The following is a 23,010-nucleotide window of genomic DNA, read 5'->3' on the forward strand; positions in this document are numbered from 1 at the left end:
TCTTGCATGATCGCGATTTTTCGCAAATCCGCGGTCGATTTGCGCAAGAACGCACGCGATCGATCGTGCATCGCGTGCGGGAAAAATCGTGTTTCCTGGATGCGGGAGGGCCGCCGGACGGGCGCCCGGCAAGCGCCGCAAGCTCGGCGACAGCCGGCCGACCCGCGCGGTCGCGGTTAACCGCCCACGGTTAACCCGCGGTTTCGCGCAGCTCGTCGCGCACGACGTCCCACAGCGCTCGCACGAGCTTCTGGCGCGGATCGTCGCCCTGCAGCGCGAGCTTGTCGCAGTACAGCCGGATTTCCATCGTCAGCGTGAACGGGTGCGCGCCGCCACGCACCGACCGGTCGAGCCGGATCAGGCGGCCGCCGGCGACCGCATCCTCGACCGCACTGTGCGGCAGGAACGCGATGCCGTGGCCCGCGAGCGCCATCGCCTTCAGCCCTTCGGCCATGTCGGTCTCGTAGACGCGATCGAGGAACAGCGGCGTCGACGCATTCGCGACGATGACTTCCGTCATCCGGCCGAGATACGCGTTCGGCGTATACGACAGGTACGGCACGCGCGCGTCGGCCGTGCCCGGCAGCGTATAGCGCGGCCGCCCCGCGCGGCCCGGCGCGGAGAACGGGCTGATCGGCTCGCTGCCGAGGATCAGCATGTCGTAGCGCGCCGGGTCGAGCGCGACCGGATGGCTCGGGTGGTGGTAGCCCATCACGAGATCGCAGCCGCCCTCGACGAGCGACAGCACCGCGTCGTGCACGTTCAGCGCGCGCAGCCGCGTGTGGACCTGGCCCATCTTCGCTTCGATCCGCTGCAGCCAGCGCGGGAAATACGTGAGCGACAGCGTGTGCGGCACCGCGAACTCGATCGTCGGCACGGGCGCGCCGACGTGGCCGCGCAGCAGCGTGCGCGCCTCGTGCGCCTGCGACAGCATCGTCAGCGCCTGTTCGTAGAAGATCTGCCCGGCCTGCGTGAGCCGCGTCGGATAGACCGAACGATCGATCAGTTCGGTCGCGAGCCACGCCTCGAGCGCCTGGATGCGTCGCGAAAACGCCGGCTGGGACACGTGCCGCAGCTCGGCGGAGCGGCTAAAGCTGCGCGTTTCAGCGAGCGAAACGAAGTCTTCGAGCCATTTCAGTTCCATGCAGGCGGGCGCGGCGGGCGGCGGTCGGGAAGAAGCCTGCATTCTACCGGCGGGCGAGCGCGGCCGGCGGCTTGGCGGACGGCCGGCGCGCCTGCGCGGGCGGCCGCCGGCACGCCATTCGCGCGACGCCCCGCCGCCGCCCGGGCGTCGTGCGCCCGCGCCAATCGCCGCCGAACCGGTTCGGCCGGGATCGTCCCGCGCCGATGGTAAAATGCCGGATTCTCCCTCCCCTCGCTCGACCCGGCCCCAAGGCCCGCCCGATCATGTCCGACACTCGTCCCGATACGCTTTTCGCCCTCACCGCGCTTTCGCCCATCGACGGCCGCTACGCCAGCAAGACCGAAGCGCTGCGCGACTGGCTCTCCGAAGCCGCCTTCATGCGCCACCGCGTCACCGTCGAGGTGCACTGGCTGATCGCGCTGTCGCGCGCCGGCTTCGCGGAAGTCCCGCGCTTCTCCGATGCGTCCGAACAGTTCCTGCTGCAGCTCGCAGAGCGCTTCACCGCGCACGACGCCGCCCGCATCAAGGACATCGAGCGCGTGACGAACCACGACGTGAAGGCCGTCGAATACTGGCTCAAGGAATCGGTGAAGGGCCAGGAAGAACTCGAAAAGGCCAGCGAATTCATCCACTTCGCGTGCACGTCGGAAGACATCAACAACACGTCGCACGGCATGATGCTCGCCGGCGCGCGTGAGCACGTGATCCTGCCGGCGCTGCGCACGGTCTACCAGCGCCTCGTCGCACTCGCGCACGCGCACGCCGAGCAACCGATGCTGTCGCGCACGCACGGCCAGCCGGCCAGCCCGACGACGCTCGGCAAGGAACTCGCGAACGTCGCGGCCCGCCTCGCCCGTGCGATCACGCGCATCGAGAAGGTCGAGATCCTCGGCAAGATGAACGGCGCGGTCGGCAACTTCAACGCGCATCTGTCGGCCTATCCGGAATTCGACTGGGAAGCGTTCTCGCGCGACGTGATCGAGAACCGCCTGAAGCTCACGTTCAACCCGTACACGATCCAGATCGAGCCGCACGACTACATGGCCGAGCTGTTCGACGCCGTGGCGCGCGCGAACACGATCCTGCTCGACCTCGACCGCGACGTGTGGGGCTACATCTCGGTCGGCTACTTCAAGCAGAAGACGAAGGCCGGTGAGATCGGCTCGTCGACGATGCCGCACAAGGTCAACCCGATCGACTTCGAGAACTCGGAAGGCAACCTCGGCCTCGCGAACGCGACGCTGCGCCACCTCGCCGACAAGCTGCCGGTGTCGCGCTGGCAGCGCGACCTGACCGACTCGACGGTGCTGCGCAACATGGGCGTCGCGCTCGGCTACTCGCTGCTCGCGTACGACTCGCTGATCCGCGGCCTCGACAAGCTCGAAGTGAACCCGCAGCGCCTGAACGAAGATCTCGACAACTGCTGGGAAGTGCTCGCGGAGCCGGTGCAGACGGTGATGCGCCGCTACGGCATCGAGAACCCGTACGAGCAGCTGAAGGAACTGACGCGCGGCAAGGGCATCACGCGCGAAGCGCTGCAGGAATTCGTCGGCACGCTGGCGATCCCGCAGGATGCGAAGGACCGCCTGCTCGCGATGACGCCGGCGTCGTACATCGGCAAAGCCGTCGAACTCGCGAAGCGGATCGCGTAAGCACCGCCGTCGCCTGACGTAAAAAAGCCCGATGCGAAGCGATTCGCATCGGGCTTTTTGTTGCCTGCCGCAGTCCGGTCAGAACGAGATCATCCGCCCCGGGTTGAGCGCACTCATCACGCTCATCGCGGCCTTCGCGGCGGGAATCGCGATCGGCGACAGCTGGCGGCCGAGCGGAATCGCGCGATGGTCGATGCCGGTCAGCATCGAGAAATCGTCGTTGCGTCCGACGAAATCGTCACAGATCGCCTTGCCGATCCGCACCGTCTGCGCGACGCCGTGGCCGCTCCAGCCCTGCACCATGTACATCGGCACGCGGCCGTCGGTCTTGCGGCTGTCGGTCGCGCCGTTCAGCGTGAAGTCGCTGACGCCGCTCCAGCAGTAGTCGAGCGCGAACCGGCCGTCATGCTGCGGGAACACCGTGTTCAGCCGCGTGAGCAGGTACGCGTTCACGTCCGGCTGCGCCCAACAACTGCCGGTGCCCTGCCCGCCGAACAGCAGGCGGTTGCCGCGGACCGGCCGGTAATAGTCGATCTGGAACTGCGTGTCGTACACGGGCATGCCGGCCGGCAGCAGCGTCGCGACGTCGACGTCCAGCGGCGCCGTCACGCTCACGTAGGTAAAGAACGGCACCGTGGTCGCCGCGCCTTCGTCGAGCAGCCGGAACGTCGTGTTGTGCAGCGCGAGCACGACGCCGCGGCGCGCGGTGATCGTGCCGCCCGGCGTCGTCGCGACGACGCCCTCCCGTGTCTCGTCGAGCTCGAGCACCTCGGTGCCCTCGAACAGCGCGCCGCCGTTCAGCCGGAAGCCGTGCACGAGGCCGCGCACCAGCGCGAGCGGATGAATCTGCCCGCCGAGCGCGTCGATCGCCGCGCCGTGGTACAGCGCCGAGCGCACGTAGTCGTCATGCAGCTGATGGCGGCCGACGAGCGTCACGCCCGCGTCGCCGAGATGGCGGCGTGCATCCGCGCCGTCCAGCAACGCGCTCATGTGGCCCGGGTGGACCGCCGCGGTAATGTGGCCGCACTTGCGATCGAGTTCGAGCGCGTAACGTGCGCCGATCGCATCGATCAGGTCCATCGATTCGGCCGACGCAAAGCGCCACAGCCGCTTCGCGTCGTCGTGCGACAGGTAGTCGATCATGTCGGCGGCTTCCCAGCGCGCGAGGCCAGGCGTCAGTTGGCCGCCGTTGCGGCCCGATGCGGCCGAGCCGACGTGATGCTTGTCGACGAGGATCGTGTCGACGCCCGCTTCCGCGAGATGCAGCGCGGCCGACGCGCCTAGCAGTCCCGCGCCGATCACGAGCACGTCGCAGACGGCATCGTGCGCGAGCGGCGCGCTGTTCGCGTGACGCGACAGCGACGCCTCGTACCAGTTCGCCGGGCGCTCGCCGTCGTAGCGGGCCGGGTCGCACCAGTTCCAGTTGTCTTTTTCGATGTTCAGTTGCGTTTGTTCGAAACGCGATTCGCCCTGGATCAGGGGTGTGTTATCGGAAGTCATGATTGCACTTGCATGGTCTTGGGCCGCCTGTCGAAGAGCCTTCTGGCTTCGCGGGTGGGGCAGCCGGTTCCACATGGGTGTCAACGAGAAAAGAGGCGCGATGGCCCGTGTTGACGGCGGGCACGCTCGTGCCGCCTGGATCCCGGACTGTGCGAAAGCACGTCTTGAAAGGTGCCGGGACACCCAATTTCTACACCGCAGAAATAATTCTACAGTGTAGAATAAGCTTTCGTCAAGTTTACAGCCGGTGTCGCACCGGCACGCCAGCCCGCATCGATGAAAGACAAACCCGCCCAGGGCCCGCGCGGCCTCGACAAGGATGCGATCGTCGCGGCCGCACTCGCGCTGCTTGAAGACGTCGGCGAAGCCGCGTTCAGCGTGCGCAAGCTCGCGCAATCGGTCGGCTGCGACCCGATGAGCGTGCTGTACCACTTCAAGTCGAAGGAAGGCCTGAGCCGGGCGATCGCGAATGCGCTGTCGCGCTCGCTCGTGCCGGTCGATGCCGCGCTGCCGTGGCGCGAACGGCTGCGCGACCTCGCCCGCCAGTACCGCGCGCTCGCGCTGCGCTACCCGGCCGCGTTCGCGCTGCTGCAGCGGCACATGAGTACCGGGCCGGCCGATCTCGCGCACATCGAGGCCGTGCATCGCGCGCTGGCCGACGCCGGCATCCCGCGCGCGGCGCTGCCGTCGGTATGCGTCGGCTGGTATGCGAGCGTGATCGGGCTGGCCGCGGCCGAAGCCGGCGGCCTCACGCGCGCCGCGAACGACGTCGAGCTCGCGGAGATGGAAGCGTTGTCAGACACCGCGCATCCGCTCGTCAAGGCGGCCGCCCCGCTCTATGCGCAGCTCGATCCGGCCGCCGTGCACGACACGATGCTCGACGTGCTGCTCGACGGCATCGCGAAGCAGGCACGCGCGGCGTGACCGGCTCGGGACCGACGAGCCGCCAACGAAAAAGGCGCCCGAAGGCGCCTTTTTCATGACGATTGCCGCGAACCGCGCTCAGTGCTGCTGCGCGATGCCGATCTTCAGCATGACCTGATCGACGATCTGTTCGGGCGTCAGCTCGATGCTGACCTCGATCGCTTCGTCCGGGCCCGGCTCCTCGAGCGTGTCGAGCTGGCTCTTCAGCAGCGACGGATCGAAGAAATGGCCGGTGCGGCTCTTCAGGCGCTCCTGCAACACCTCGAACGAGCCCTTCAGATACACGAACCGCACGTCGGTGTCGGTGCCGCGCAGCACGTCGCGGTACGACCGCTTCAGCGACGAGCACGTGAACACGGCCGTTTCGCCCGCGCGCTGCTTTTCCTCGATGGCCGCGCGGATCGTGCGCAGCCACGGCCAGCGGTCTTCATCGGTCAGCGGAATGCCGTTGTGCATCTTTTCCTTGTTCGCCGCGCTGTGAAACGCGTCGCCATCGGTATAGCTGCACGACAGGCGTTCCGCCAGCATTTCGCCGATCAGCGACTTGCCCGCGCCCGACACGCCCATTGCGATCAGAATCATTGACTACCCCTTGTTACAGAACCAAGCTCAGCAGCAGCGTAAAGCTCAGACCGAGCACCGAGATGATGGTTTCGAGCAGCGACCAGGTCTTGAAGGTCTGGCCCACCGTCATCCCAAAATATTCCTTGATCAGCCAGAAGCCGCCGTCGTTCACGTGCGAGAAGATCAGCGAGCCCGAGCCCGTCGCGAGCACGAGCAGCTCCGGCCGGACCGACGCGCCCGACGCCGCCGCGATCGGCGCGACGATGCCGCAGGCCGTCGTCATCGCGACCGTCGCCGAACCCGTCGCGAGACGCATCAGCGCCGCGACGAACCAGCCGAGCAGCAGCGGCGACAGGTTGGCGTGCTTCGCGGTCTCGACGATCTGCTGCGAGATCCCGCTGTCGCGCAGGACGCCGCCGAAGCCGCCGCCCGCGCCGACGATCAGCGTGATGCCGGCGATCGGCGCCAGGCACTCGCTGCAGAACTTCTGGATCTGGTCGCGGTTGAAGCCCTGCTTCGCGCCGAAGGTCCAGAAGCTGACCAGCACGGCGATCAGCAGCGCGACGTCGGAGTTGCCGGCGAAGCGCAGCAGGTTGTTCGGCAGCGACTTCGGCGTGAACACCAGGTCGGCCCAGCTGCCGACCAGCATCAGCACGACGGGCAGCAGGATCGTGAACAGCGTGATGCCGAAGCTCGGCAGTTCGCGCTTGCGGCCGTCCGTGTTCGTATCGACGAACTGCGCGGCGAGCGGATTGTTTTCCGGCAGCTTCACGAACTTGGAGATCGTCAGCGCGAACAGCGGGCCCGCGATGATCGCGGTTGGCACGCCGACGACGAGGCCGAGCGCGATCGTCTTGCCGATGTCGGCGCCGTATTGCTGGACGGCCAGCAGCGCGGCCGGGTGCGGCGGGATCAGCCCGTGCACGACGGACAGGCCGGCCACCATCGGCAGGCCGACGACGAGCAGCGACTTGCCAGTGCGCTTCGCGACGTTGAACGCGATCGGGATCAGCAGCACGAAGCCGACTTCGAAGAACACCGGCAGGCCGACGATGATCGCGACGAACATCATCGCCCAGTGGATGTTCTTTTCACCGAACCAGTCGATCAGCGTGGTCGCGATCCGTTCGGCGCCGCCCGATTCGGCCATCATCTTGCCGAGCATCGTGCCGAGGCCGACGACGATCGCGATGTGGCCGAGCGTACCGCCGGTGCCCGTCTCGAACGACTTGACGATCTTGTCCATCGGCATGCCGACGACCAGGCCCAAGCCGAGCGAAACGATGATCAGCACCAGGAACGGGTAGATCTTGAAGCGCGCGATCATCAGGATCAGCGCGGCAATCGCGATCAGCGTGAATACGAGCAGCATGCTGCCTTGGACAGCCCCCATGTGGCACTCCTCCTAGAATTGTTCGAACCGGGCGAGTTGTTGCGAGTATGCCCGGCTATGCAGGTCTCCGAAACACGGGGGGTACCCACCCCGTCAGGACGCTGAATTTTACTTATCTTTACGGTCCACGGATAGAACCGGTTCCATCAGCAAAAACCCTCGGCAAAACAAGCACTAAGGCTCGCTTTCCGAGGGTTAAGGGCCTGTTCGCGCCAGTAACGGGCCCTTCTGGCGGCCAGCGCGACGAATGATTGCTCCATAAACGGGGGAACGAGCCTCTCCGCCCACATTGCGGCGTCGTTCGTCGCTTGTTTGGCTCGGCCAAACGGCGCTCCTCACTCCTTGCACGCGCCCAAAGGAAGTCCCCTTGGGGGACGGGCGGAGAGGCTCGTTCGCAAGCCCGTTACTGGCGCGAACAGGCCCTTATCATCTCGTACAAGTCTTAACGGGGAAGCTGGCTCGCGGCTTGCGCCAGGCGCGTGACTTCGGCCCAGTCCTGCGCGGCGAGCGCGGCTTTCGGCGTGAGCCACGAGCCGCCGACGCACACGACGTTCGGCAGTTTCAGGAAATTCGGCGCCGTTTCGACCGTGATGCCGCCGGTCGGGCAGAACTTCAGCGCCGGGAACGGGCCGTGGAACGCCTGCAGCATCGGCACGCCGCCCGCCTGCTGCGCGGGGAAGAACTTCACGATCTCGTAGCCGAATTCGAGCGCCTGGATGATGTCGCTCGGCGTCATCACGCCCGGCAGCAGCGGCAAGCCCGCGTCGAGCGACGCGAGGTGCAGCTCCTTCGTCAGGCCCGGCGACACGCCGAACTTCGCGCCCGCGCGCTTCGCCTGCTCGCAATGCTCGGGCTTCGTGATCGTGCCGACGCCGACGACGATGTCGTCCGCGAGCTGGCTGGCGCGCTGGATCGCCTCCAGGCCGGCCGGCGTGCGCAACGTGATCTCGAGCACCTTCACGCCGCCTGCGTGCAGCGCACGCGACACGTGTTCGCCCTGCTCGACCGAGTCGAATGCGAGCACCGGAATGACCGGGCCCAGCTTCACGATTTCAGCAATCGTCTTCATTGAATTGGCTCCTTGAAATTCATGCGGCGACGTGGGCGGCCGTTTCGCCGACCAGCGCGCCAAAAACCGATGCGCCCTGCTCGGCCGGCGCGGCGGCCGCGCGGAACACGCCGAACAGTTCACGCCCGAAACCGACCTCGTTCTCGGCCTGGTGCAGCGGCTGCGCGACCGGGCGCGCCTGCCACTCGGCGGCGTCGACCTCGATGTCGAGCACGCCGGCTTCCGCGTCGATCACGAGCGTATCGCCCGTCTTCACCTTGCCGAGCGGGCCGGCCAGCAACGCTTCCGGCGACACGTGGATCACGGCCGGCACCTTGCCCGACGCACCCGACATGCGGCCGTCGGTGACCAGCGCGACGTGGAAGCCCTGATCCTGCAGCACGCCGAGCAGCGGCGTCAAACGGTGCAGCTCGGGCATGCCGTTCGCGCGGGCGCCCTGGAAGCGCACCACCGCGACGAAATCGCGCTTCAGCTCGCCGCGATCGAATGCTTCCTGCACGGCTTCCTGCGAATCGAACACGATCGCGGGCGCCGTCACCTTGCGGTGCTCGGGCGCGACCGCCGAAATCTTGATCACGCCGCGGCCGAGGCGGCCCTGCATCAGGCGCAGGCCACCGTCCGGCTGGAACGGGTCGCGAATGCCGCGCAGCACCTTCGTGTCGTGGCTCTCGGCCGCGCCGTCGACCCACGTCAGCTTGCCGTCGATCAGCTTCGGCTCCTTCGTGTAGTGCGCGAGACCCTTGCCGGCGACCGTCGTCACGTCCTCGTGCAGCAGCCCGCCTTCGAGCAGATTGCGCACCAGGAACGCGACACCGCCCGCCGCGTGGAAATGGTTCACGTCGGCCTTGCCGTTCGGGTAGATCTTCGCGAGCAGCGGCACGACCGCCGACAGTTCGTCGAAATCGTTCCAGTCGATCAGGATGCCGGCCGCGCGCGCAATCGCGACGAGGTGCAGCGTGTGGTTGGTCGAGCCGCCCGTCGCGAGCAGCGCGACGATCCCGTTGACGATCGCCTTCTCGTCGATCACGTGACCGATCGGCGTGTAGTGGCCGCGCTCGACGGTCAGGTCGAGCACGCGGCGCGCGGCCTCGGCCGTCAGCGCGGTACGCAGCGGTGTGTGCGGATGGACGAAAGCCGAGCCCGGCAGGTGCAGGCCCATCAGCTCCATCAGCATCTGGTTGCTGTTCGCGGTGCCGTAGAACGTGCAGGTTCCGTGGCCGTGATACGCGGCCGATTCGGCTTCGAGCAGCGCGTCGCGGCCGACCTGGCCGGTCGCGAACTGCTGGCGGATCTTCGCCTTGTCGTCGTTCGACAGGCCGCTCGTCATCGGGCCGGCCGGCACGAAGATCGTCGGCAGGTGGCCGAACTGCAGCGCGCCGATCAGCAGGCCCGGCACGATCTTGTCGCAGATGCCGAGGCAGAGCGCCGCGTCGAACATGTTGTGCGTGAGCGCGATGGCCGTGCCCATCGCGATCGCCTCGCGCGAGAACAGCGACAGCTCCATCCCCGGGTTGCCCTGCGTGACGCCGTCGCACATCGCGGGCACGCCGCCCGCGAACTGCGCGACGCCGCCGTTCTCGCGTGCGGCCGCCTTGATGATCTCGGGGAAATCCTTGTACGGCGCATGCGCGGACAGCATCTCGTTGTATGAGGACACGATGCCGATGTTCGGCTCGCGGATCGCCTTGATCGAAAACTTGTCGTTACCCTCGAGGCCGGCGAAACCGTGCGCGAGGTTCGCGCACGACAGCGCGCCGCGCGCCGGGAACTTGCCCTGCGCGCCGTCGATGCGCTGCAGATAGGCGGAACGGGTCGATTGGCTGCGGGCGATCACGCGTTCGGTGACCTTCGCCAGAGTGGGGTGCAGCGACGTCATGCTGGGCGCTCCTGTATGCCGGCCGACACCGGCGGTTGGAATCGTGGGGACGGTCGAACACGTCGACAGAACGAAGCCAGTCTAGTAGAAAAACTACAAGCACGCAATGTGGAATCAGTGGCCTGCAACCCTCATTCCCGCTACCAGCATAGCGATACCTAGTAAAAACCCTAACCATCCTCACTAAAAGCATTACGCCCGAGCTAGTATTTTCATGTAGATTTTCTACAATTCGATTGCGATACACTCGCTCATCCGAACCCGATTTCCGCCTGCCTCCCCATGCTGCCCCGCATTGAAGCGATCCGCACCGAGTTGCGCCCGTCCGAGCGCAAGCTCGCCGACTACATCCTCGCCGCGCCGCGCGAGGTGCTCGACCTCGCGATGACCGAGCTGTCGACGCGCGCGGGCGTCAGCCAGCCGACGATCGCCCGCTTCTGCCAGGCGCTCGGCTGCAGCGGCTTTCGCGAATTCAAGATCCGGCTCGCGCAGAGCGTCGCGCCGGGCGTGTCATCGGTCTATCGCGACGTCGAGCCCGACGAACCGGCGCCCGGCATCATCGGCAAGGTGTTCGACCGCACGATCGGCGCACTGATCGAGGTGCGCAACAGCCTGTCCGCCGGCAGCGTCGCCGAGGCGATCGGGCTGCTGTCGAACGCGTCGCGGATCGAGTTCTACGGCGCCGGCGGCTCGGGCATCGCCGCGCAGGACATCCAGCACAAGTTCTTCCGGCTCGGCGTGCCGAGCGTCGCGTATTCGGATCCGCACACGTTCTCGATGTCGTCGGCGCTGCTCGGCCCGCACGACGTGGTCGTCGCGATCTCGAACACCGGCCGCACACGCGACATCGTCGATGCCGCACGCTCCGCGCTCGCGTGCGGCGCGAAGGTCGTCGCGATCACGCAGAGCCATTCGCCGCTCGCGAAGCTCGCAACGGTGAGTCTCGCGTCGAACGTGGCGGAAGAAACGGACGTGTTCTCGCCGATGACGTCGCGGATGTCGCATCTCGCGATCGGCGACATCCTCGCGGTCGGCGTCGCGCTGTCACGCGGCCCCGCGCTGATGGAACGGGTCGGCCGTGCGAAGGAGGCGATCACGCGCCGCCGGATCGACGACGGCACGAAAGATTGAGCAGACGCCCGCGCCGATCGCGCGCACGAACCGTAAACGACAAACGGCGCCCCGCGGGGCGCCGTTGCGCATCAGGCAGCGCCGGCAACCTCGCCGGCGATGTCGCTCAGAACGGCTTGATCACGACCAGCGCGACCGCCGCGAGCATGCCGAGCACCGGCAGCTCGTTGAACACGCGATACCACTTGTCGGTGCGGCGGTTCTCGCCACGCTCGAACACCCGCAGCAGGTGCCCGCAATACGCGTGATAGACGATGAGCAGCAGCACGACCGTCACCTTCGCGTGAATCCAGCCCTGCCCCTGCCCGATGCCGATCGACAGCCAGAGCCACAGCCCGCAGGCCAGCGCCGGCACCGCGATCATCGTCATGAAGCGGAACAGCTTGCGCGCCATCAGCAGCAGGCGACGCACGGCGGCCGGATCGGTTTCCATGGCCAGGTTCACGTAGATGCGCGGCAGGTAGAACAACCCTGCAAACCACGCGGCGATCAGAACGATATGGAACGTCTTGACCCAGAGCATCGCCATCGGTTGTGTGCCTCGCTGTTTACTGGCGGCCTTCGCCGTGTCCGAGCACGACGTACTTCAGCGACGTCAGCCCTTCCAGGCCGACGGGGCCGCGTGCGTGCAGCTTGTCGTTCGAGATGCCGATTTCCGCGCCGAGGCCGAACTCGAAGCCGTCCGCGAAACGCGTCGACGCGTTGACCATCACGCTCGCCGAATCGACTTCGCGCAGGAAGCGCATCGCGCGGTCGTGATCCTCGGTGACGATCGCATCCGTGTGGTGCGAGCCGTAATGGTTGATGTGCTCGATCGCGGCGTCGAGGCCGTCGACGACCTTGATCGCGAGCACCGGCGCGAGATACTCGGTGTGCCAGTCTTCCTCGGTGGCGTCGACGAGCGGGCCGACGCCCGCATCGGCGAGCACCGCGCGCGCGGCCGCATCGACGCGCAGCTCGACCTGCTTGTCGCGATACAGCTTGCCGAGCGGCGGCAGCAGCGTTGCCGCGATACCGCTCGACACGAGCAGCGTCTCCATCGTGTTGCAGGTGCCGTAGCGGTGCGTCTTCGCGTTGTCGCAGACGGTCAGCGCCTTGGCGAGATCGGCGCGATCGTCGACGTACACGTGGCAGATGCCGTCGAGGTGCTTGATCATCGGCACGCGCGCCTCGTTGATCAGGCGCTCGATCAGGCTCTTGCCGCCGCGCGGCACGATCACGTCGACGTATTCGGTCATCGTGATCAGCTTGCCGACCGCCGCGCGATCGGCCGTCGCGACGACCTGCACCGCATCCTGCGGCAGGCCTGCCGCCTCGAGCCCTTCGCCGATCAGCTTCGCGAGCGCCGCGTTCGACTCGAGCGCTTCGGAGCCGCCGCGCAGGATCGTCGCATTGCCCGACTTCAGGCACAGCGCGGCCGCGTCGATCGTCACGTTCGGGCGCGATTCGTAGATGATGCCGATCACGCCGAGCGGCACACGCATCTGGCCCACCTGGATGCCGCTCGGGCGGTACTTGAGGTTGCTGATCTCGCCGATCGGATCGGCCAGCGACGCCACCTGGCGCAAGCCTTCGACCATCGTCTTCAATGCCTTGTCCGACAGCGTCAGGCGATCGACGAACGCGGCATCCAGCCCCTTTTCACGGGCACGGGCGACATCGCGTGCATTCGCATCCTTCAGCACCTGCGCGTCGCGTTCGATCGCGCTCGCCACGGCGTCGAGCGCCGCGTTCTTCGCCGCCGTGCTGGCGCGCGCCATCGCGCGGGAAGCGTGCCGGGCGCGACGGCCCAGGTCGGTCATGTACTGATCGATATCCATCGTGTGACTCGAGAAGCGCGCCGCGCTGGGCGGCATGAATTCGTGGGGAAGCGTGAGCGGCGGCGGCCGGAGAGCCGCGCCAGCTATCGAAACATTGTAAGCGGGTTGCGCAACGCGCGCTGAAGGCCCGAACGGGACTTAGCGTCGCACGCGCCCCGCGGTCGGCGGTCGCTCGCCGCGGGCACCGGCCACCGTCATCGCGAGCTGGAACAGCCCGTCCCACGGATCGGGCGGCGGTTCGTCCTGCGTGCGGCGCCCCGGCGTGACGGCCGTGAGCCCCTTGACCTGACGGTCGAGCTTCGCGGCAAACGCGAGCGCCTTCTCCAGCACGGCTTCGGACACGCGATTCAGCGCGGGGCCGATCAGCCGCTCGCGCGGCCCCCACACGCGGTTCTCGCGCAGCAGCGTTGCGAGCGGCTTGCCGGCCGTCGTACCGCGCTTGATCCGCAGCAGCGTGCGCAATTCCTCGACGACGGCCCACATCACGAGCACGATCGCCTCGCCCTCGCCCTTCAGCCCGTCGATCATCCGCGCGAGCCGCGCGGCGTCGCCGGCGAGCATGGCTTCGTTCAGCTTGAAGACGTCGTATCGCGCGACGTTCAGCACCGCGTCGTGCACCTGCTCGAACGAAAGTGCACCCTGCGGATACAGCAGCCCGAGCTTCTGGATTTCCTGGTGTGCGGCGAGCAGGTTGCCTTCGACGCGCTCGGCGATGAACTGCAGCGCGCGCCGCCCGTCCTCGCCGGGCGCAGCGCGCTGGCCCTGCATCGCGAGGCGCTGGCCGATCCAGTTCGGCAGTTGCGCGCGGTCGACCGGATCGATCTTCAGCGCGACGCCGCCGTTCTGCAGCGCGGTGAACCATGCCGATTTCTGCGTGGCCGCATCGAGACGCGGCAGCGTGACGAGCATCAGCGCGTCGGGGTTCGGCGTGGCCGCGAGCGTCTTCAACGCATCGGCGCCTTCCTTGCCGGGCTTGCCCGACGGAATGCGCAGCTCGATCAGCTGGCGCTCGCCGAACAGCGACATCGCCTGGGTCGCGCCGAGCAGCACGCTCCAGTCGAAGCCGCGCTCGACCGTATGCACCGAACGCTCGGTGAAGCCGGCCGCGCGTGCGGCCGCACGAATGCGGTCACACGCTTCCTGCGCGAGCAGCGGCTCGTCGCCGTAGACGGTATAGAGCCCGGCCAACCCCTTCGCGAGGTGCGGCTCCAGCGCATCAAGTCGCAGTTGCATCGATACGTGCGCCGTCGATCAGAGCGGCGGCGGCGGCAACGGCGCGCGCGGTGCGACGCCCGGTACCACGTCTTCCGGCGCCGGCGTCAGCGAATGGACGATCGCGAGACGCCGCATCAGCTGGTCGACCGCGTCGTTCTGCATGTCGCCGTAAAGGATGTCGGCTTCCTGCGCCTTCGCGTTCGTGTACTGGTCGCTGTACGTCATCGCGCGGTTCAGCGCGATCGCGCTCGGCGGGATCAGCACCGTGCCGTCCTTGCTCGTCAGCGTGTAGTTCAGCGTGTAGAACAGCGCATATTCCTGCGCGGAGCCGTACTTGTTGAGCGTCAGCGTGTTCTGCCCGCGCGATTCCCACATGCGCAGCACGGCGTCGGCGTCGTCCGCCGACTTGACGATCTTCGTGTCGCTGCCGGCCTCGACGAGGCGCACGAGACGCGCCTCCACCGGCGCCGGCGCGCCGGCGATCAGCAGGTGCTTGAACGCGTAGTCCTGCTGGCCGCGCAACTGGAAGCCGCATGCCGACAGCGCAACCGCGCTGCCGACAGCGAGCATCAAAAACGATCTGCGGATCACCTTCGCTCCTTCTGGGGTAGTCCCGACGGCCAGCGGCCGTCAGACGACGATGTTCACGAGGCGGCCCGGCACGACGACGATCTTCTTCGCCGGCTTGCCGTCGCTGAACTTCGCGAACGCGTCGTCGGCCACCGCCGCGGCTTCGATCGCCTCGCGGCTCGCGTCCTTCGCCACCTTCAGCGCGCCGCGCACCTTGCCGTTCACCTGCAGCACGAGTTCGATCTCGGCCTGCTCGAGCGCGGCCTCGTCGACCTTCGGCCACGGTGCGTCGAGCAGCGGGCCGAATTCTTCCGCGTAGCCCAGCGCCTTCCACAGCTCGAACGTGACGTGCGGCACGACCGGGTACAGCACGCGCAGCAGCACGCCGTACGTTTCACGCAGTACGCCGGGCGTCGCGCCCTTCGCGCCGTCGATCGCGTTCAGCATCTTCATCGCGGCGGAAACGACCGTGTTGTACTGCAGGCGCTGGTAGTCGAAATCGGCTTGTTTCAGCACGCTGTAGATCTCGCGGCGCAGCGCCTTGTCGGCTTCGCCGAGCGCGGCCGCATCGAAGCCCGCGCGCGCGGCGAGCGCTTCGCGGTTCGTCGCACCGAAGCTCCACACGCGGCGCAGGAAGCGGCTCGCGCCCTCGACGCCCGCACCCGACCACTCGAGCTGCTGCTCGGGCGGTGCGGCGAACATCGTGAACAGGCGCGCGGTATCCGCGCCGTACTGGTCGATCAACAGCTGCGGATCGACGCCGTTGTTCTTCGACTTCGACATCTTCTCGATGCCGCCGAGCACGACCGGCTGGCCGTCCGCGTTCAGCGTCGCGCCGACCGGGCGGCCCTTGTCGTCGTGCGTGACCGTCACGTCGAGCGGGTTGTACCAGGTCTTCTTGCCGGAAGCGTCTTCGCGGTAGTACGTCTCGTTCAGCACCATGCCCTGCGTGAGCAGGTTCTTCGCCGGCTCGCCGAACTTCACGAGGCCGAGGTCGCGCATCACCTTGGTCCAGAAGCGCGAATACAGCAGGTGCAGGATCGCGTGCTCGATGCCGCCGATGTACTGATCCATCGGCATCCAGTAGTCGGTGCGCGCGTCGACCATCGTCTCGGCGTCCGGCGCCGTGTAGCGCGAGAAGTACCACGACGAATCGACGAAGGTGTCCATCGTGTCGGTTTCACGCTTGGCTGCCGCGCCGCACTTCGGGCACGCGCAATTCAGGAACGCTTCCGACTTCGCGAGCGGGTTGCCCGAGCCGTCCGGCACGAGGTCCTCCGGCAGCACGACGGGCAGATCCTGCTCGGGCACCGGCACGTCGCCGCACGACGGGCAGTGGATGATCGGGATCGGCGTACCCCAGTAGCGCTGGCGCGACACGCCCCAGTCGCGCAGGCGCCACGTGACCTGCTTGTCGCCGAAGCCGCCGGCCTTCAGGTCGGCCGCGACCGCGTCGACCGCATCCGTATAGCGCAGGCCGTCGTACTTGCCGCTGTTCACGCAGACGGCCGTTTCCTTGTCGCCGTACCACTCCTGCCATGCGTCGAGCGAGTACTGCTGGCCTTCGGCCGAGATCACCTGCTTGATCGGCAGGTCGTATTTCTTCGCGAACGCGAAATCGCGCTCGTCGTGGCCCGGCACGCCCATCACCGCGCCTTCGCCGTAGCTCATCAGCACGTAGTTGCCGATCCACACCTCGACCGGCTCGCCGGTGAGCGGGTGCGTGACCGAGAAGCCCGTCGCGACGCCCTTCTTCTCCATCGTCGCGACGTCGGCCTCGGCGACGCCGCCGCGCTTGCATTCGTCGATGAACGCGAGCAGCTCGGGCTTGTCCTGCGCGAGGCGCGTGGCGAGCGGATGCTCGGCCGCGATCGCGCAGAACGTGACGCCCATGATCGTGTCGGCACGCGTCGTGAACACGCGCAGCAGCTTCTTCTCGCCGTCGAGTTCATACGGGAAGCCGAAGTTCACGCCGAAGCTCTTGCCGATCCAGTTCTGCTGCATGATCTTCACGCGCTCGGGCCAGCCGAGGCCGTCGAGGTCGTTCAGCAGCTCATCGGCGTACTGCGTGATGCGCAGGTAGTACATCGGGATCTCGCGCTTCTCGACGAGCGCGCCCGAACGCCAGCCACGGCCGTCGATCACCTGCTCGTTCGCGAGCACGGTCTGGTCGACCGGGTCCCAGTTCACGGTGCCCGTCTTCTTGTACGCGATGCCCTTCTCGAGCATCTTCAGGAACAGCCACTGGTTCCACTTGTAGTAGTCGGGCTTGCACGTCGCGATTTCGCGCGACCAGTCGATCGCGAGGCCCATCGACTGCATCTGGCCCTTCATGTAGTCGATGTTGTCGTAGGTCCACTTCGCGGGCGGCACGCCGTTCGCCATCGCGGCGTTCTCGGCCGGCATCCCGAATGCGTCCCAGCCCATCGGCATCAGCGTGTTGTAGCCGTTCATCCGCAGATAGCGGTACATCACGTCGTTGATCGTGTAGTTGCGCACGTGACCCATGTGCAGCTTGCCGGACGGGTACGGCAGCATCGACACGCAGTAGAACTTCGGCTTCTGCGAATCTTCCTGCGTCTTGTAGGCATCGGCTGCGCGCCAGTCGCCCTGGGCGGCGGCTTCGACGTCGGCGGGTACGTATCTCTCGTGCATGGTGTGGTTCGGACTAGGCTTTAAGCGACGCGACGGCGCGCGCGCAGGAGTGGATCGAAAATCGTGCTTGCCCGGCGGACCTGCAGGTTCGCTGTTGCGGACCTGTTCGCGGTTTCCGGGCATTTTCCGGGTAACCCGCAGCATGCCCGGGTAGCCTGGAAAATTCCGGGTTACCTGAAAAAAGCCTGCCAACCGGGAAAAACGTTGATTATACCGCCCGCGCCGGCCCATTCGACCGGTCTTGCGGCGTGCAGCCCGATCCCGTGGCGGGGACGGGCCCGCCGGCTCCGCTCAGCGGTTGACCGGCACGGCAGGCGCCGCCGCCGAACCGCCCGCCTGCGGCGGCACGTCGGTCACGAAACCGATCCGCGTGAGACCGGCGGCCTGCGCGGCGCCCATCACCTGCGCGATCACGTCGTAGCGGGTCGCGCGCGACGCGCGCAGCCTCAGCTCCGGCGGTGCGCCGCCCGCGGCGGCGGCCCGGAAGCGCGCGGGCAGCGCATCGAGCGCGACCGGTGAGTCGTCCCAATACAGCTTGCCCGCATCGTCGATCGACAAGGTGACGGATTGCGGCGTGTCGCGCGCGACGCTGGCCGCGACCTTCGGCAGGTCGAGCCGGATCGCGTGCGTCATCAGCGGCGCGGTAATGATGAAGATGACGAGCAGCACCAGCATCACGTCGATCAGCGGGGTCATGTTGATCTCCGCCATCGGCGCGGACGTCTTGTGGTGCTCGAGTCCGCCGAATGCCATGGTCGCTTCTCCGGAATGGGTACGTCAGGCTTCCTGCGCGCACACGAACACGTGCAGGTCGCGCGCGAAGCCGTCGAGCTCCTCGGCAAGCTGCCGCACGAGCCGCCCGAGGATGTTGTAGGCCAGCACGGCGGGAATCGCGACGACGAGACCGAACGCGGTCATGATCAGCGCCTCGCCGACCGGCCCCGCGACGTTCTCGATCTGCGCCTGCCCGCTCGCGGCGATGCTGCCGAGCGCGTGGTAGATGCCCCATACGGTGCCGAGCAGCCCGACGAACGGCGCGGTGCTGCCGATCGACGCGAGCAGCACCTGGCCGAATTCGAGGCGCCGCTGCGAGCGCAGCATCGCGTGCCGCAACGCGCGCAGCACGCGTTCGCTGCGCTCGACGCGCGCGGCCAGGGCAGCCGGGTCGTGGTCGTCGGCCGCATCGCGCGCGGCTTCGGCGAGCGGCACGAACACGCGCTCGCGATCGGCGCCGGCGAGCGCGGCGATGCCCGCGTCGAGCGACGACGCGCGCCAGAACGCGGCGAGCGCGCGCGGCCCCTGCCGCTTCGCACGGACCAGGAGCCAGGCTTTCATGAGGAGGAAGCACCAGCTGGCGACGGACATCGCCAGCAGCACGTAGGCAACGGCATGCGTGATCGCATCGCCGCTTTCGAGGTAGTGGACAACGCCGGTGGGTATCGCCATCGGAGTTTCCCCGTGGTATCAGCGCAGGCCGAGCACGTCCTGCATGTCGAACAGGCCGGCGCCGCGCGCCGACAGGAAGTGGACCGCGCGCAGCGCGCCCTGCGCATACGACACGCGGCTCGACGACTTGTGCGTGATCTCGATGCGCTCGCCGATCCCGGCAAACAGCACGGTGTGATCGCCGACGATGTCGCCGCCGCGCACCGCGGCAAAGCCGATCGACGACGGATCGCGCTCGCCGGTCACGCCGTGGCGGCCGTACACCGCGCACTCGTCGAGCGAACGCCCGAGCGCGCCGGCGACGGCTTCGCCCATCATCAGCGCGGTGCCCGACGGCGCATCGACCTTGTGACGGTGATGCGCCTCGATGATCTCGATGTCGTAACCGTGCGAGAAATGCTTCGCCGCGAATTCGAGCAGCTTCAGCGTGACGTTCACGCCGACGCTCATGTTCGCCGCGAACACGATGCCGATCTTGCCTGCCGCGGCCTGCAGCTCGGCCTTCTGCTCGGCGGTGAAGCCGGTCGTGCCGATCACGAGCTTCACGTCGTGGCGCAGCGCGGCCTCGATATGCGCCATCGTGCCTTCCGGACGCGTGAAATCGATCAGGGTGTCGGCCTGCGCGAACACGGCGTCGAGGTCGGCGGTCAGCTTGACCCCGGTTTCCTTGCCGAGGAACGCGCCGGCGTCCTGGCCGAGGAATGGCGAATCGGCGCGGTCGAGCGCGCCGACGAGCTGCGCGTCGGCATCGTTGAGAACGGCTTCGATCAGCATCCGGCCCATTCGGCCCGATGCCCCGGCAATCGCAATCTTCATGGCTTTCTACACGACAGGTCTAAAGACGGGCGGCACACGCCGCCCGGTTTCCGCACGCGAACTTACTGTGCCGGCGCGGTGAGCGGCTGGTTCTGCAGCGTATCGGAGCCTTGCGGGCCGACCGGCGGCGATGCCTCGTTCGACACGTTCGGCTGCGGCGGACGATGGAACTGGAACTGCGGCTGGATCGCCGGAACCGCACCCGGCGGCTGGCCGCCCGGCACCGGCGCACCGCCGGCAGCCTGCGTGGACGGCGCGAACCGCCGTGCGGCCGTGCCCTGACCCGACACCTGGTTCGTCGCACGGTTCGCCGCGCGAGCGGCCTGCGCGTTCGCATCCTGGTCGACCGCCGCACCGGACGCCGGCGCGGTGGACGGGCTGGCGACAGCCTCCGGCGCCGGCGCGCTCGCGGCCGCCTGCGCGGCGCTCGCGGCGGCGGCGGCCTCGGCGGCCTTCTTCGCCGCTGCGGCTGCCTTCGCCTTCTTGCCGCCGCGGTCGCCGTCGATGTCGGCCAGCAGGTCGAGCTCCGAAGGCAGGTTGTCCGCCCCCGTCCAGCTCGCCAGGCGATCGCCCGAGAACGTCACGACGAGATCGCGCTGCTGGACGACTGCCGTCGAGCCGCGCTTGAAGTAGAAGAGGTAATCCCAGCGGTCGGCGTGGAACATGTCGGCCAGCAGCGGGGTGCCGAGCAGCGCACGCACCTGCTCGCGCGACATGCCGACCTGCAGCTGCGCGGCCTTCTCCTGCGACACGAAGTTGCCTTGCACGACGGTGATCCGATAGGGGGTGATGCTCTGCGCGATGCGCTGCGTCACGCTGTCGTACGACGAACAACCAGCCAGCGCGGCAACGGCGGCGGCAGCGATGATGACACTCCGCATGCGGCTCCTCTGAAAGTGCGAAAGAGATTCTGGAATCATTTCCCTCACCGTGCAGGCCCGCGTTGCAGGCCGCGCGTGTTTCTGGAACGGCGAAAAGCCGGTAACATTGAAGCCCTGCATTGTACTCTAGGGATGCCTAGCCATGACCAATCCGACGGATCTCAAGAATATCGGGCTAAAGGCCACCCTACCGCGCCTCAAGATTCTCGAGATCTTCCAGCAAAGCCCGGTGCGCCACCTGACGGCAGAAGACGTCTACCGGAACCTGCTCAACGAGCAGCTCGACATCGGGCTGGCCACCGTCTACCGCGTGCTGACGCAGTTCGAGCAGGCCGGCCTGCTGTCGCGCAGCAACTTCGAATCCGGCAAGGCCGTGTTCGAACTGAACGAAGGCTCGCACCACGACCACCTCGTGTGCCTCGATTGCGGCCGCGTCGAGGAATTCTTCGACGCCGAGATCGAAAGCCGCCAGCAGGCGATCGCGAAGGAGCGCGGCTTCCGGCTCCAGGAGCACTCGCTCGCGATGTACGGTTCCTGCACGACCGAGAACTGCCCGCACCGCAAGCACTGATTCGCGCGCCTCGCGCACGCAGCACGGCCCGGCCGGCATCTCGCCGCCCGGGCCGTATTCATTTCGGGATAACGGCGCCGTGTGAATCGTGCGCCCCAGGCTTTCGAAAACCCTTCGATATCCCCGCCCGGGCTGCCGTCAGGCTGCCGGAGCCGGGCGCCGCCCTTCCGTCAGGTCGCGCAGGCCGGCTCGAACTCGAGCGCCCACGCGCACTCGAGCGGAATCTCGTCGCAATTCGGCTGCGGGCCGCCGCGATCGACGATCACGAAATCGCTGACCGCGTCGAGCGCGAGCAGCGGATGGTGCCAGACGCCCTTCGCATAGTTCACGCCCTGCCAGCCTTCCGCGAGGAACGCGCGCATCGCGTCGGGCCGGAATTCGCCAGCCGGCGCGACGACGATCGCGTAGCGCGACACGGCCGCGAGCGGGATGAACGCCTGGCTGCCGTGCGGATGGCGCTCCATCAGCGTGACCGCGACCGGCAGCGCGCGCGGCTGTGCGCGGAAAACGCTGACGAGCGGGCGGCCGCCGTCCGCGCATACGTCGATCGTCGCGAGATCGTGGAAGCGCTCGGTCGTGCCGCCGTTGATCGGAAAATGACGCGCGCCTTCGAGCGCGATCACGTCGCCGAACGGCGCAAACGCTTCGCGCGTCAGGCGCTCGACGCGCAGGATCCGGGATTCGCTCATGCCCTTGCCCTCCTTCAAGCCGGCTCGCCCCACAGACGCAGGCGCGACACGCCACCGTCCGGGAAGATGTTGAAACGCACGTGCGTGACGGGGCCGAGCGCGGCAAGCTGGTCGAACGTGTGGACGTGGTCCATCTGCAGCTTCTGCTCGCCGAGCAGTTCGGCCCAGAACATCGCCTGCGTGACGAGCGAATCGTCGGTGCCGCCCGCGACCCGCGCGGCCTGCAGCGAGCAGCGGTCGGGGAAATTGCCCTTGAAGAACGCGGTATCGACCTCGACGCGCCGGATGATGCCCGGCCGCGCGAGCGCGACGATCGCCCAGTCGTTGCCGGGCTCGCGGCGCCGCCGCGTTTCCCAGCCGTCGCCCATGTTCACGCCGCGCCCCGGCATCAGCATCTGCGATGCCGGGCCGAAGTGCTGGTTGTTCGCGGCCACCAGGTAACCGCCGTTCTCGATCGCCGCGAGATCGACGAGCTCGCCGGCCGGCACCTGGCGCCAGTCGCGCTGCGGCTGGCCGTACACGCGCAGCCGTGCGAGGCCGCCGTCCGGGTACAGGTTCACGCGCAGGTGCGTATAGGGCTGCGCATCGTCGACGCTCACGTAGTGATGCGAATTGCCCTGCAGCGTCGTCGCCGGGACGATCGGGCGCCATTGCGCGTCGTCAGGCGGCAGGTCGCCTTCGGCGACGCATGCGTCGATCGACGCGGCCGGCGGGAAGTTGCCGGTGAAGTGGCTCGTATCGAGGTCGACGCCGTGGATCACGCCCGGCCGCGCGAGCCGCACCACGCAGAAGTCGTGGCCGGTCGTGCGCTTGCGGTGCGTTTCCCAGCCGTCCATCCACTTGCCGTGGTCGTCGTACTTGCCGGGGATGAATACGGCCGGCTCGGGATTCAGCATGCGCTCTTTCGGCGCGAAGAATTCATCGCTGGCAAAGAGCGCCTGCGCCCCGAGGCGCGGGTCGGCGAGGTTCATGTAACGCCGCGTAAAGGCAGGCGCATTCGGATCGAGGATGGGGGCTGCCATGTCGTCTCCTGATGTTTGATGGCGTGCCGGCGCATCGAGGCGCCGGCTGCATGAATTCGGTTGCGCGGGACG

Annotated in this window: 21 protein-coding genes; 4 read left to right on the forward strand and 17 right to left on the reverse strand. The window is 67.5% G+C overall.

From position 1 onward, the window contains the following. Positions 1-190 precede the first annotated feature (190 nt). Complete coding sequence (locus FFS49_RS15465; protein WP_105815965.1) at positions 191-1,144, reverse strand: LysR substrate-binding domain-containing protein; 954 nt, start codon at positions 1,142-1,144, stop codon at positions 191-193. A gap of 263 nt (positions 1,145-1,407) precedes the next feature. On the opposite strand from FFS49_RS15465, the gene purB reads away from it, so the two are divergent. Next, positions 1,408-2,796, forward strand: a complete 1,389-nt coding sequence (gene purB / locus FFS49_RS15470; RefSeq protein ID WP_039361481.1) for an adenylosuccinate lyase — start codon at positions 1,408-1,410, stop codon at positions 2,794-2,796. Between the two features lie 78 nt (positions 2,797-2,874). On the opposite strand, the gene FFS49_RS15475 is transcribed toward purB, so the two are convergent. Next, positions 2,875-4,296, reverse strand: coding sequence for an FAD-dependent oxidoreductase (locus FFS49_RS15475; RefSeq protein WP_105815964.1), 1,422 nt, complete (start codon positions 4,294-4,296; stop codon positions 2,875-2,877). 276 nt (positions 4,297-4,572) lie between these two features. Between FFS49_RS15475 and FFS49_RS15480 the strand changes: the two genes are divergently transcribed. Next, complete coding sequence (locus FFS49_RS15480) at positions 4,573-5,220, forward strand: TetR/AcrR family transcriptional regulator C-terminal domain-containing protein (protein ID WP_047851620.1); 648 nt, start codon at positions 4,573-4,575, stop codon at positions 5,218-5,220. Positions 5,221-5,298: 78 nt separating this feature from the next. Here FFS49_RS15480 and FFS49_RS15485 read toward each other — a convergent pair whose 3' ends face one another. The 4 genes from FFS49_RS15485 to edd all read right to left on the reverse strand — a co-directional run bounded on the left by FFS49_RS15485 (position 5,299) and on the right by edd (position 10,122). Then, a complete protein-coding gene (locus tag FFS49_RS15485; RefSeq protein ID WP_039361487.1) occupies positions 5,299-5,802 on the reverse strand; it encodes a gluconokinase in 504 nt (167 codons plus the stop codon). 13 nt (positions 5,803-5,815) lie between these two features. Then, positions 5,816-7,177: a GntP family permease gene (locus FFS49_RS15490; protein ID WP_039361489.1), complete on the reverse strand. Its 1,362-nt coding sequence runs from the start codon at positions 7,175-7,177 to the stop codon at positions 5,816-5,818. Positions 7,178-7,619: 442 nt separating this feature from the next. Next, positions 7,620-8,246 carry a bifunctional 4-hydroxy-2-oxoglutarate aldolase/2-dehydro-3-deoxy-phosphogluconate aldolase gene (gene eda, locus FFS49_RS15500; RefSeq protein WP_011350938.1) on the reverse strand — a complete coding sequence of 209 codons (627 nt, stop codon included), beginning with the start codon at positions 8,244-8,246 and terminating at the stop codon, positions 7,620-7,622. 19 nt (positions 8,247-8,265) lie between these two features. Then, positions 8,266-10,122: a phosphogluconate dehydratase gene (gene edd, locus FFS49_RS15505; RefSeq protein ID WP_071333915.1), complete on the reverse strand. Its 1,857-nt coding sequence runs from the start codon at positions 10,120-10,122 to the stop codon at positions 8,266-8,268. A gap of 282 nt (positions 10,123-10,404) precedes the next feature. Between edd and FFS49_RS15510 the strand changes: the two genes are divergently transcribed. After that, on the forward strand, positions 10,405-11,253 hold the full coding sequence (locus FFS49_RS15510; RefSeq protein ID WP_039361495.1) for a MurR/RpiR family transcriptional regulator: 849 nt from the start codon (positions 10,405-10,407) through the stop codon (positions 11,251-11,253). Positions 11,254-11,359: 106 nt separating this feature from the next. On the opposite strand, the gene FFS49_RS15515 is transcribed toward FFS49_RS15510, so the two are convergent. The 9 genes from FFS49_RS15515 to FFS49_RS15555 form a co-directional block, all read right to left on the reverse strand. Then, a complete protein-coding gene (locus FFS49_RS15515; RefSeq protein WP_011350935.1) occupies positions 11,360-11,782 on the reverse strand; it encodes a CopD family protein in 423 nt (140 codons plus the stop codon). A gap of 19 nt (positions 11,783-11,801) precedes the next feature. Then, a complete protein-coding gene (locus tag FFS49_RS15520; RefSeq protein WP_039361497.1) occupies positions 11,802-13,073 on the reverse strand; it encodes a glutamate-5-semialdehyde dehydrogenase in 1,272 nt (423 codons plus the stop codon). Between the two features lie 138 nt (positions 13,074-13,211). Then, on the reverse strand, positions 13,212-14,306 hold the full coding sequence (gene holA, locus FFS49_RS15525; RefSeq protein ID WP_039361500.1) for a DNA polymerase III subunit delta: 1,095 nt from the start codon (positions 14,304-14,306) through the stop codon (positions 13,212-13,214). An 18-nt stretch (positions 14,307-14,324) separates the two neighbouring features. Further along, on the reverse strand, positions 14,325-14,879 hold the full coding sequence (gene lptE, locus FFS49_RS15530) for an LPS assembly lipoprotein LptE (protein ID WP_039361502.1): 555 nt from the start codon (positions 14,877-14,879) through the stop codon (positions 14,325-14,327). 39 nt (positions 14,880-14,918) lie between these two features. Further along, complete coding sequence (gene leuS, locus FFS49_RS15535; RefSeq protein WP_105815963.1) at positions 14,919-17,513, reverse strand: leucine--tRNA ligase; 2,595 nt, start codon at positions 17,511-17,513, stop codon at positions 14,919-14,921. A gap of 291 nt (positions 17,514-17,804) precedes the next feature. Continuing rightward, entirely contained in the window at positions 17,805-18,266 is a 462-nt protein-coding gene (locus FFS49_RS15540; protein ID WP_039361506.1) for a biopolymer transporter ExbD, read from the reverse strand. 24 nt (positions 18,267-18,290) lie between these two features. Continuing rightward, complete coding sequence (locus FFS49_RS15545; RefSeq protein ID WP_039361507.1) at positions 18,291-18,959, reverse strand: MotA/TolQ/ExbB proton channel family protein; 669 nt, start codon at positions 18,957-18,959, stop codon at positions 18,291-18,293. Positions 18,960-18,977: 18 nt separating this feature from the next. After that, positions 18,978-19,775, reverse strand: a complete 798-nt coding sequence (dapB, locus tag FFS49_RS15550) for a 4-hydroxy-tetrahydrodipicolinate reductase (protein ID WP_039361509.1) — start codon at positions 19,773-19,775, stop codon at positions 18,978-18,980. 62 nt (positions 19,776-19,837) lie between these two features. Beyond that, positions 19,838-20,656, reverse strand: a complete 819-nt coding sequence (locus FFS49_RS15555; protein ID WP_039361511.1) for an outer membrane protein assembly factor BamE — start codon at positions 20,654-20,656, stop codon at positions 19,838-19,840. Positions 20,657-20,798: 142 nt separating this feature from the next. Here FFS49_RS15555 and fur point away from each other — a divergent pair, with 142 nt between their 5' ends. Next, entirely contained in the window at positions 20,799-21,227 is a 429-nt protein-coding gene (gene fur, locus FFS49_RS15560) for a ferric iron uptake transcriptional regulator (protein WP_006400349.1), read from the forward strand. A gap of 170 nt (positions 21,228-21,397) precedes the next feature. Here fur and FFS49_RS15565 read toward each other — a convergent pair whose 3' ends face one another. Together FFS49_RS15565 and alc are read right to left on the reverse strand one after the other, a co-directional pair. Continuing rightward, entirely contained in the window at positions 21,398-21,916 is a 519-nt protein-coding gene (locus FFS49_RS15565; protein WP_105815962.1) for an ureidoglycolate lyase, read from the reverse strand. Between the two features lie 14 nt (positions 21,917-21,930). Next, positions 21,931-22,938, reverse strand: a complete 1,008-nt coding sequence (alc, locus tag FFS49_RS15570; protein ID WP_105815961.1) for an allantoicase — start codon at positions 22,936-22,938, stop codon at positions 21,931-21,933. Between the last annotated feature and the right edge of the window lie 72 nt (positions 22,939-23,010).

The sequence above is a fragment of the Burkholderia sp. 4NA327C6 genome, assembly GCF_005502655.1.
Classification (GTDB): Bacteria; Pseudomonadota; Gammaproteobacteria; order Burkholderiales; family Burkholderiaceae; genus Burkholderia; species Burkholderia contaminans.

Bases quoted from the DNA above. Each gene is read 5' to 3' on its own strand.
- FFS49_RS15465 (WP_105815965.1), bottom strand. From the start codon at position 1,144: ATGGAACTGAAATGGCTCGAAGACTTCGTTTCGCTCGCTGAAACGCGC.
- purB (WP_039361481.1), top strand. From the start codon at position 1,408: ATGTCCGACACTCGTCCCGATACGCTTTTCGCCCTCACCGCGCTTTCG.
- FFS49_RS15475 (WP_105815964.1), bottom strand. From the start codon at position 4,296: ATGACTTCCGATAACACACCCCTGATCCAGGGCGAATCGCGTTTCGAA.
- FFS49_RS15480 (WP_047851620.1), top strand. From the start codon at position 4,573: ATGAAAGACAAACCCGCCCAGGGCCCGCGCGGCCTCGACAAGGATGCG.
- FFS49_RS15485 (WP_039361487.1), bottom strand. From the start codon at position 5,802: ATGATTCTGATCGCAATGGGCGTGTCGGGCGCGGGCAAGTCGCTGATC.
- FFS49_RS15490 (WP_039361489.1), bottom strand. From the start codon at position 7,177: ATGGGGGCTGTCCAAGGCAGCATGCTGCTCGTATTCACGCTGATCGCG.
- eda (WP_011350938.1), bottom strand. From the start codon at position 8,246: ATGAAGACGATTGCTGAAATCGTGAAGCTGGGCCCGGTCATTCCGGTG.
- edd (WP_071333915.1), bottom strand. From the start codon at position 10,122: ATGACGTCGCTGCACCCCACTCTGGCGAAGGTCACCGAACGCGTGATC.
- FFS49_RS15510 (WP_039361495.1), top strand. From the start codon at position 10,405: ATGCTGCCCCGCATTGAAGCGATCCGCACCGAGTTGCGCCCGTCCGAG.
- FFS49_RS15515 (WP_011350935.1), bottom strand. From the start codon at position 11,782: ATGGCGATGCTCTGGGTCAAGACGTTCCATATCGTTCTGATCGCCGCG.
- FFS49_RS15520 (WP_039361497.1), bottom strand. From the start codon at position 13,073: ATGGATATCGATCAGTACATGACCGACCTGGGCCGTCGCGCCCGGCAC.
- holA (WP_039361500.1), bottom strand. From the start codon at position 14,306: ATGCAACTGCGACTTGATGCGCTGGAGCCGCACCTCGCGAAGGGGTTG.
- leuS (WP_105815963.1), bottom strand. From the start codon at position 17,513: ATGCACGAGAGATACGTACCCGCCGACGTCGAAGCCGCCGCCCAGGGC.
- FFS49_RS15540 (WP_039361506.1), bottom strand. From the start codon at position 18,266: ATGGCATTCGGCGGACTCGAGCACCACAAGACGTCCGCGCCGATGGCG.
- FFS49_RS15545 (WP_039361507.1), bottom strand. From the start codon at position 18,959: ATGGCGATACCCACCGGCGTTGTCCACTACCTCGAAAGCGGCGATGCG.
- dapB (WP_039361509.1), bottom strand. From the start codon at position 19,775: ATGAAGATTGCGATTGCCGGGGCATCGGGCCGAATGGGCCGGATGCTG.
- FFS49_RS15555 (WP_039361511.1), bottom strand. From the start codon at position 20,656: ATGCGGAGTGTCATCATCGCTGCCGCCGCCGTTGCCGCGCTGGCTGGT.
- fur (WP_006400349.1), top strand. From the start codon at position 20,799: ATGACCAATCCGACGGATCTCAAGAATATCGGGCTAAAGGCCACCCTA.
- FFS49_RS15565 (WP_105815962.1), bottom strand. From the start codon at position 21,916: ATGAGCGAATCCCGGATCCTGCGCGTCGAGCGCCTGACGCGCGAAGCG.
- alc (WP_105815961.1), bottom strand. From the start codon at position 22,938: ATGGCAGCCCCCATCCTCGATCCGAATGCGCCTGCCTTTACGCGGCGT.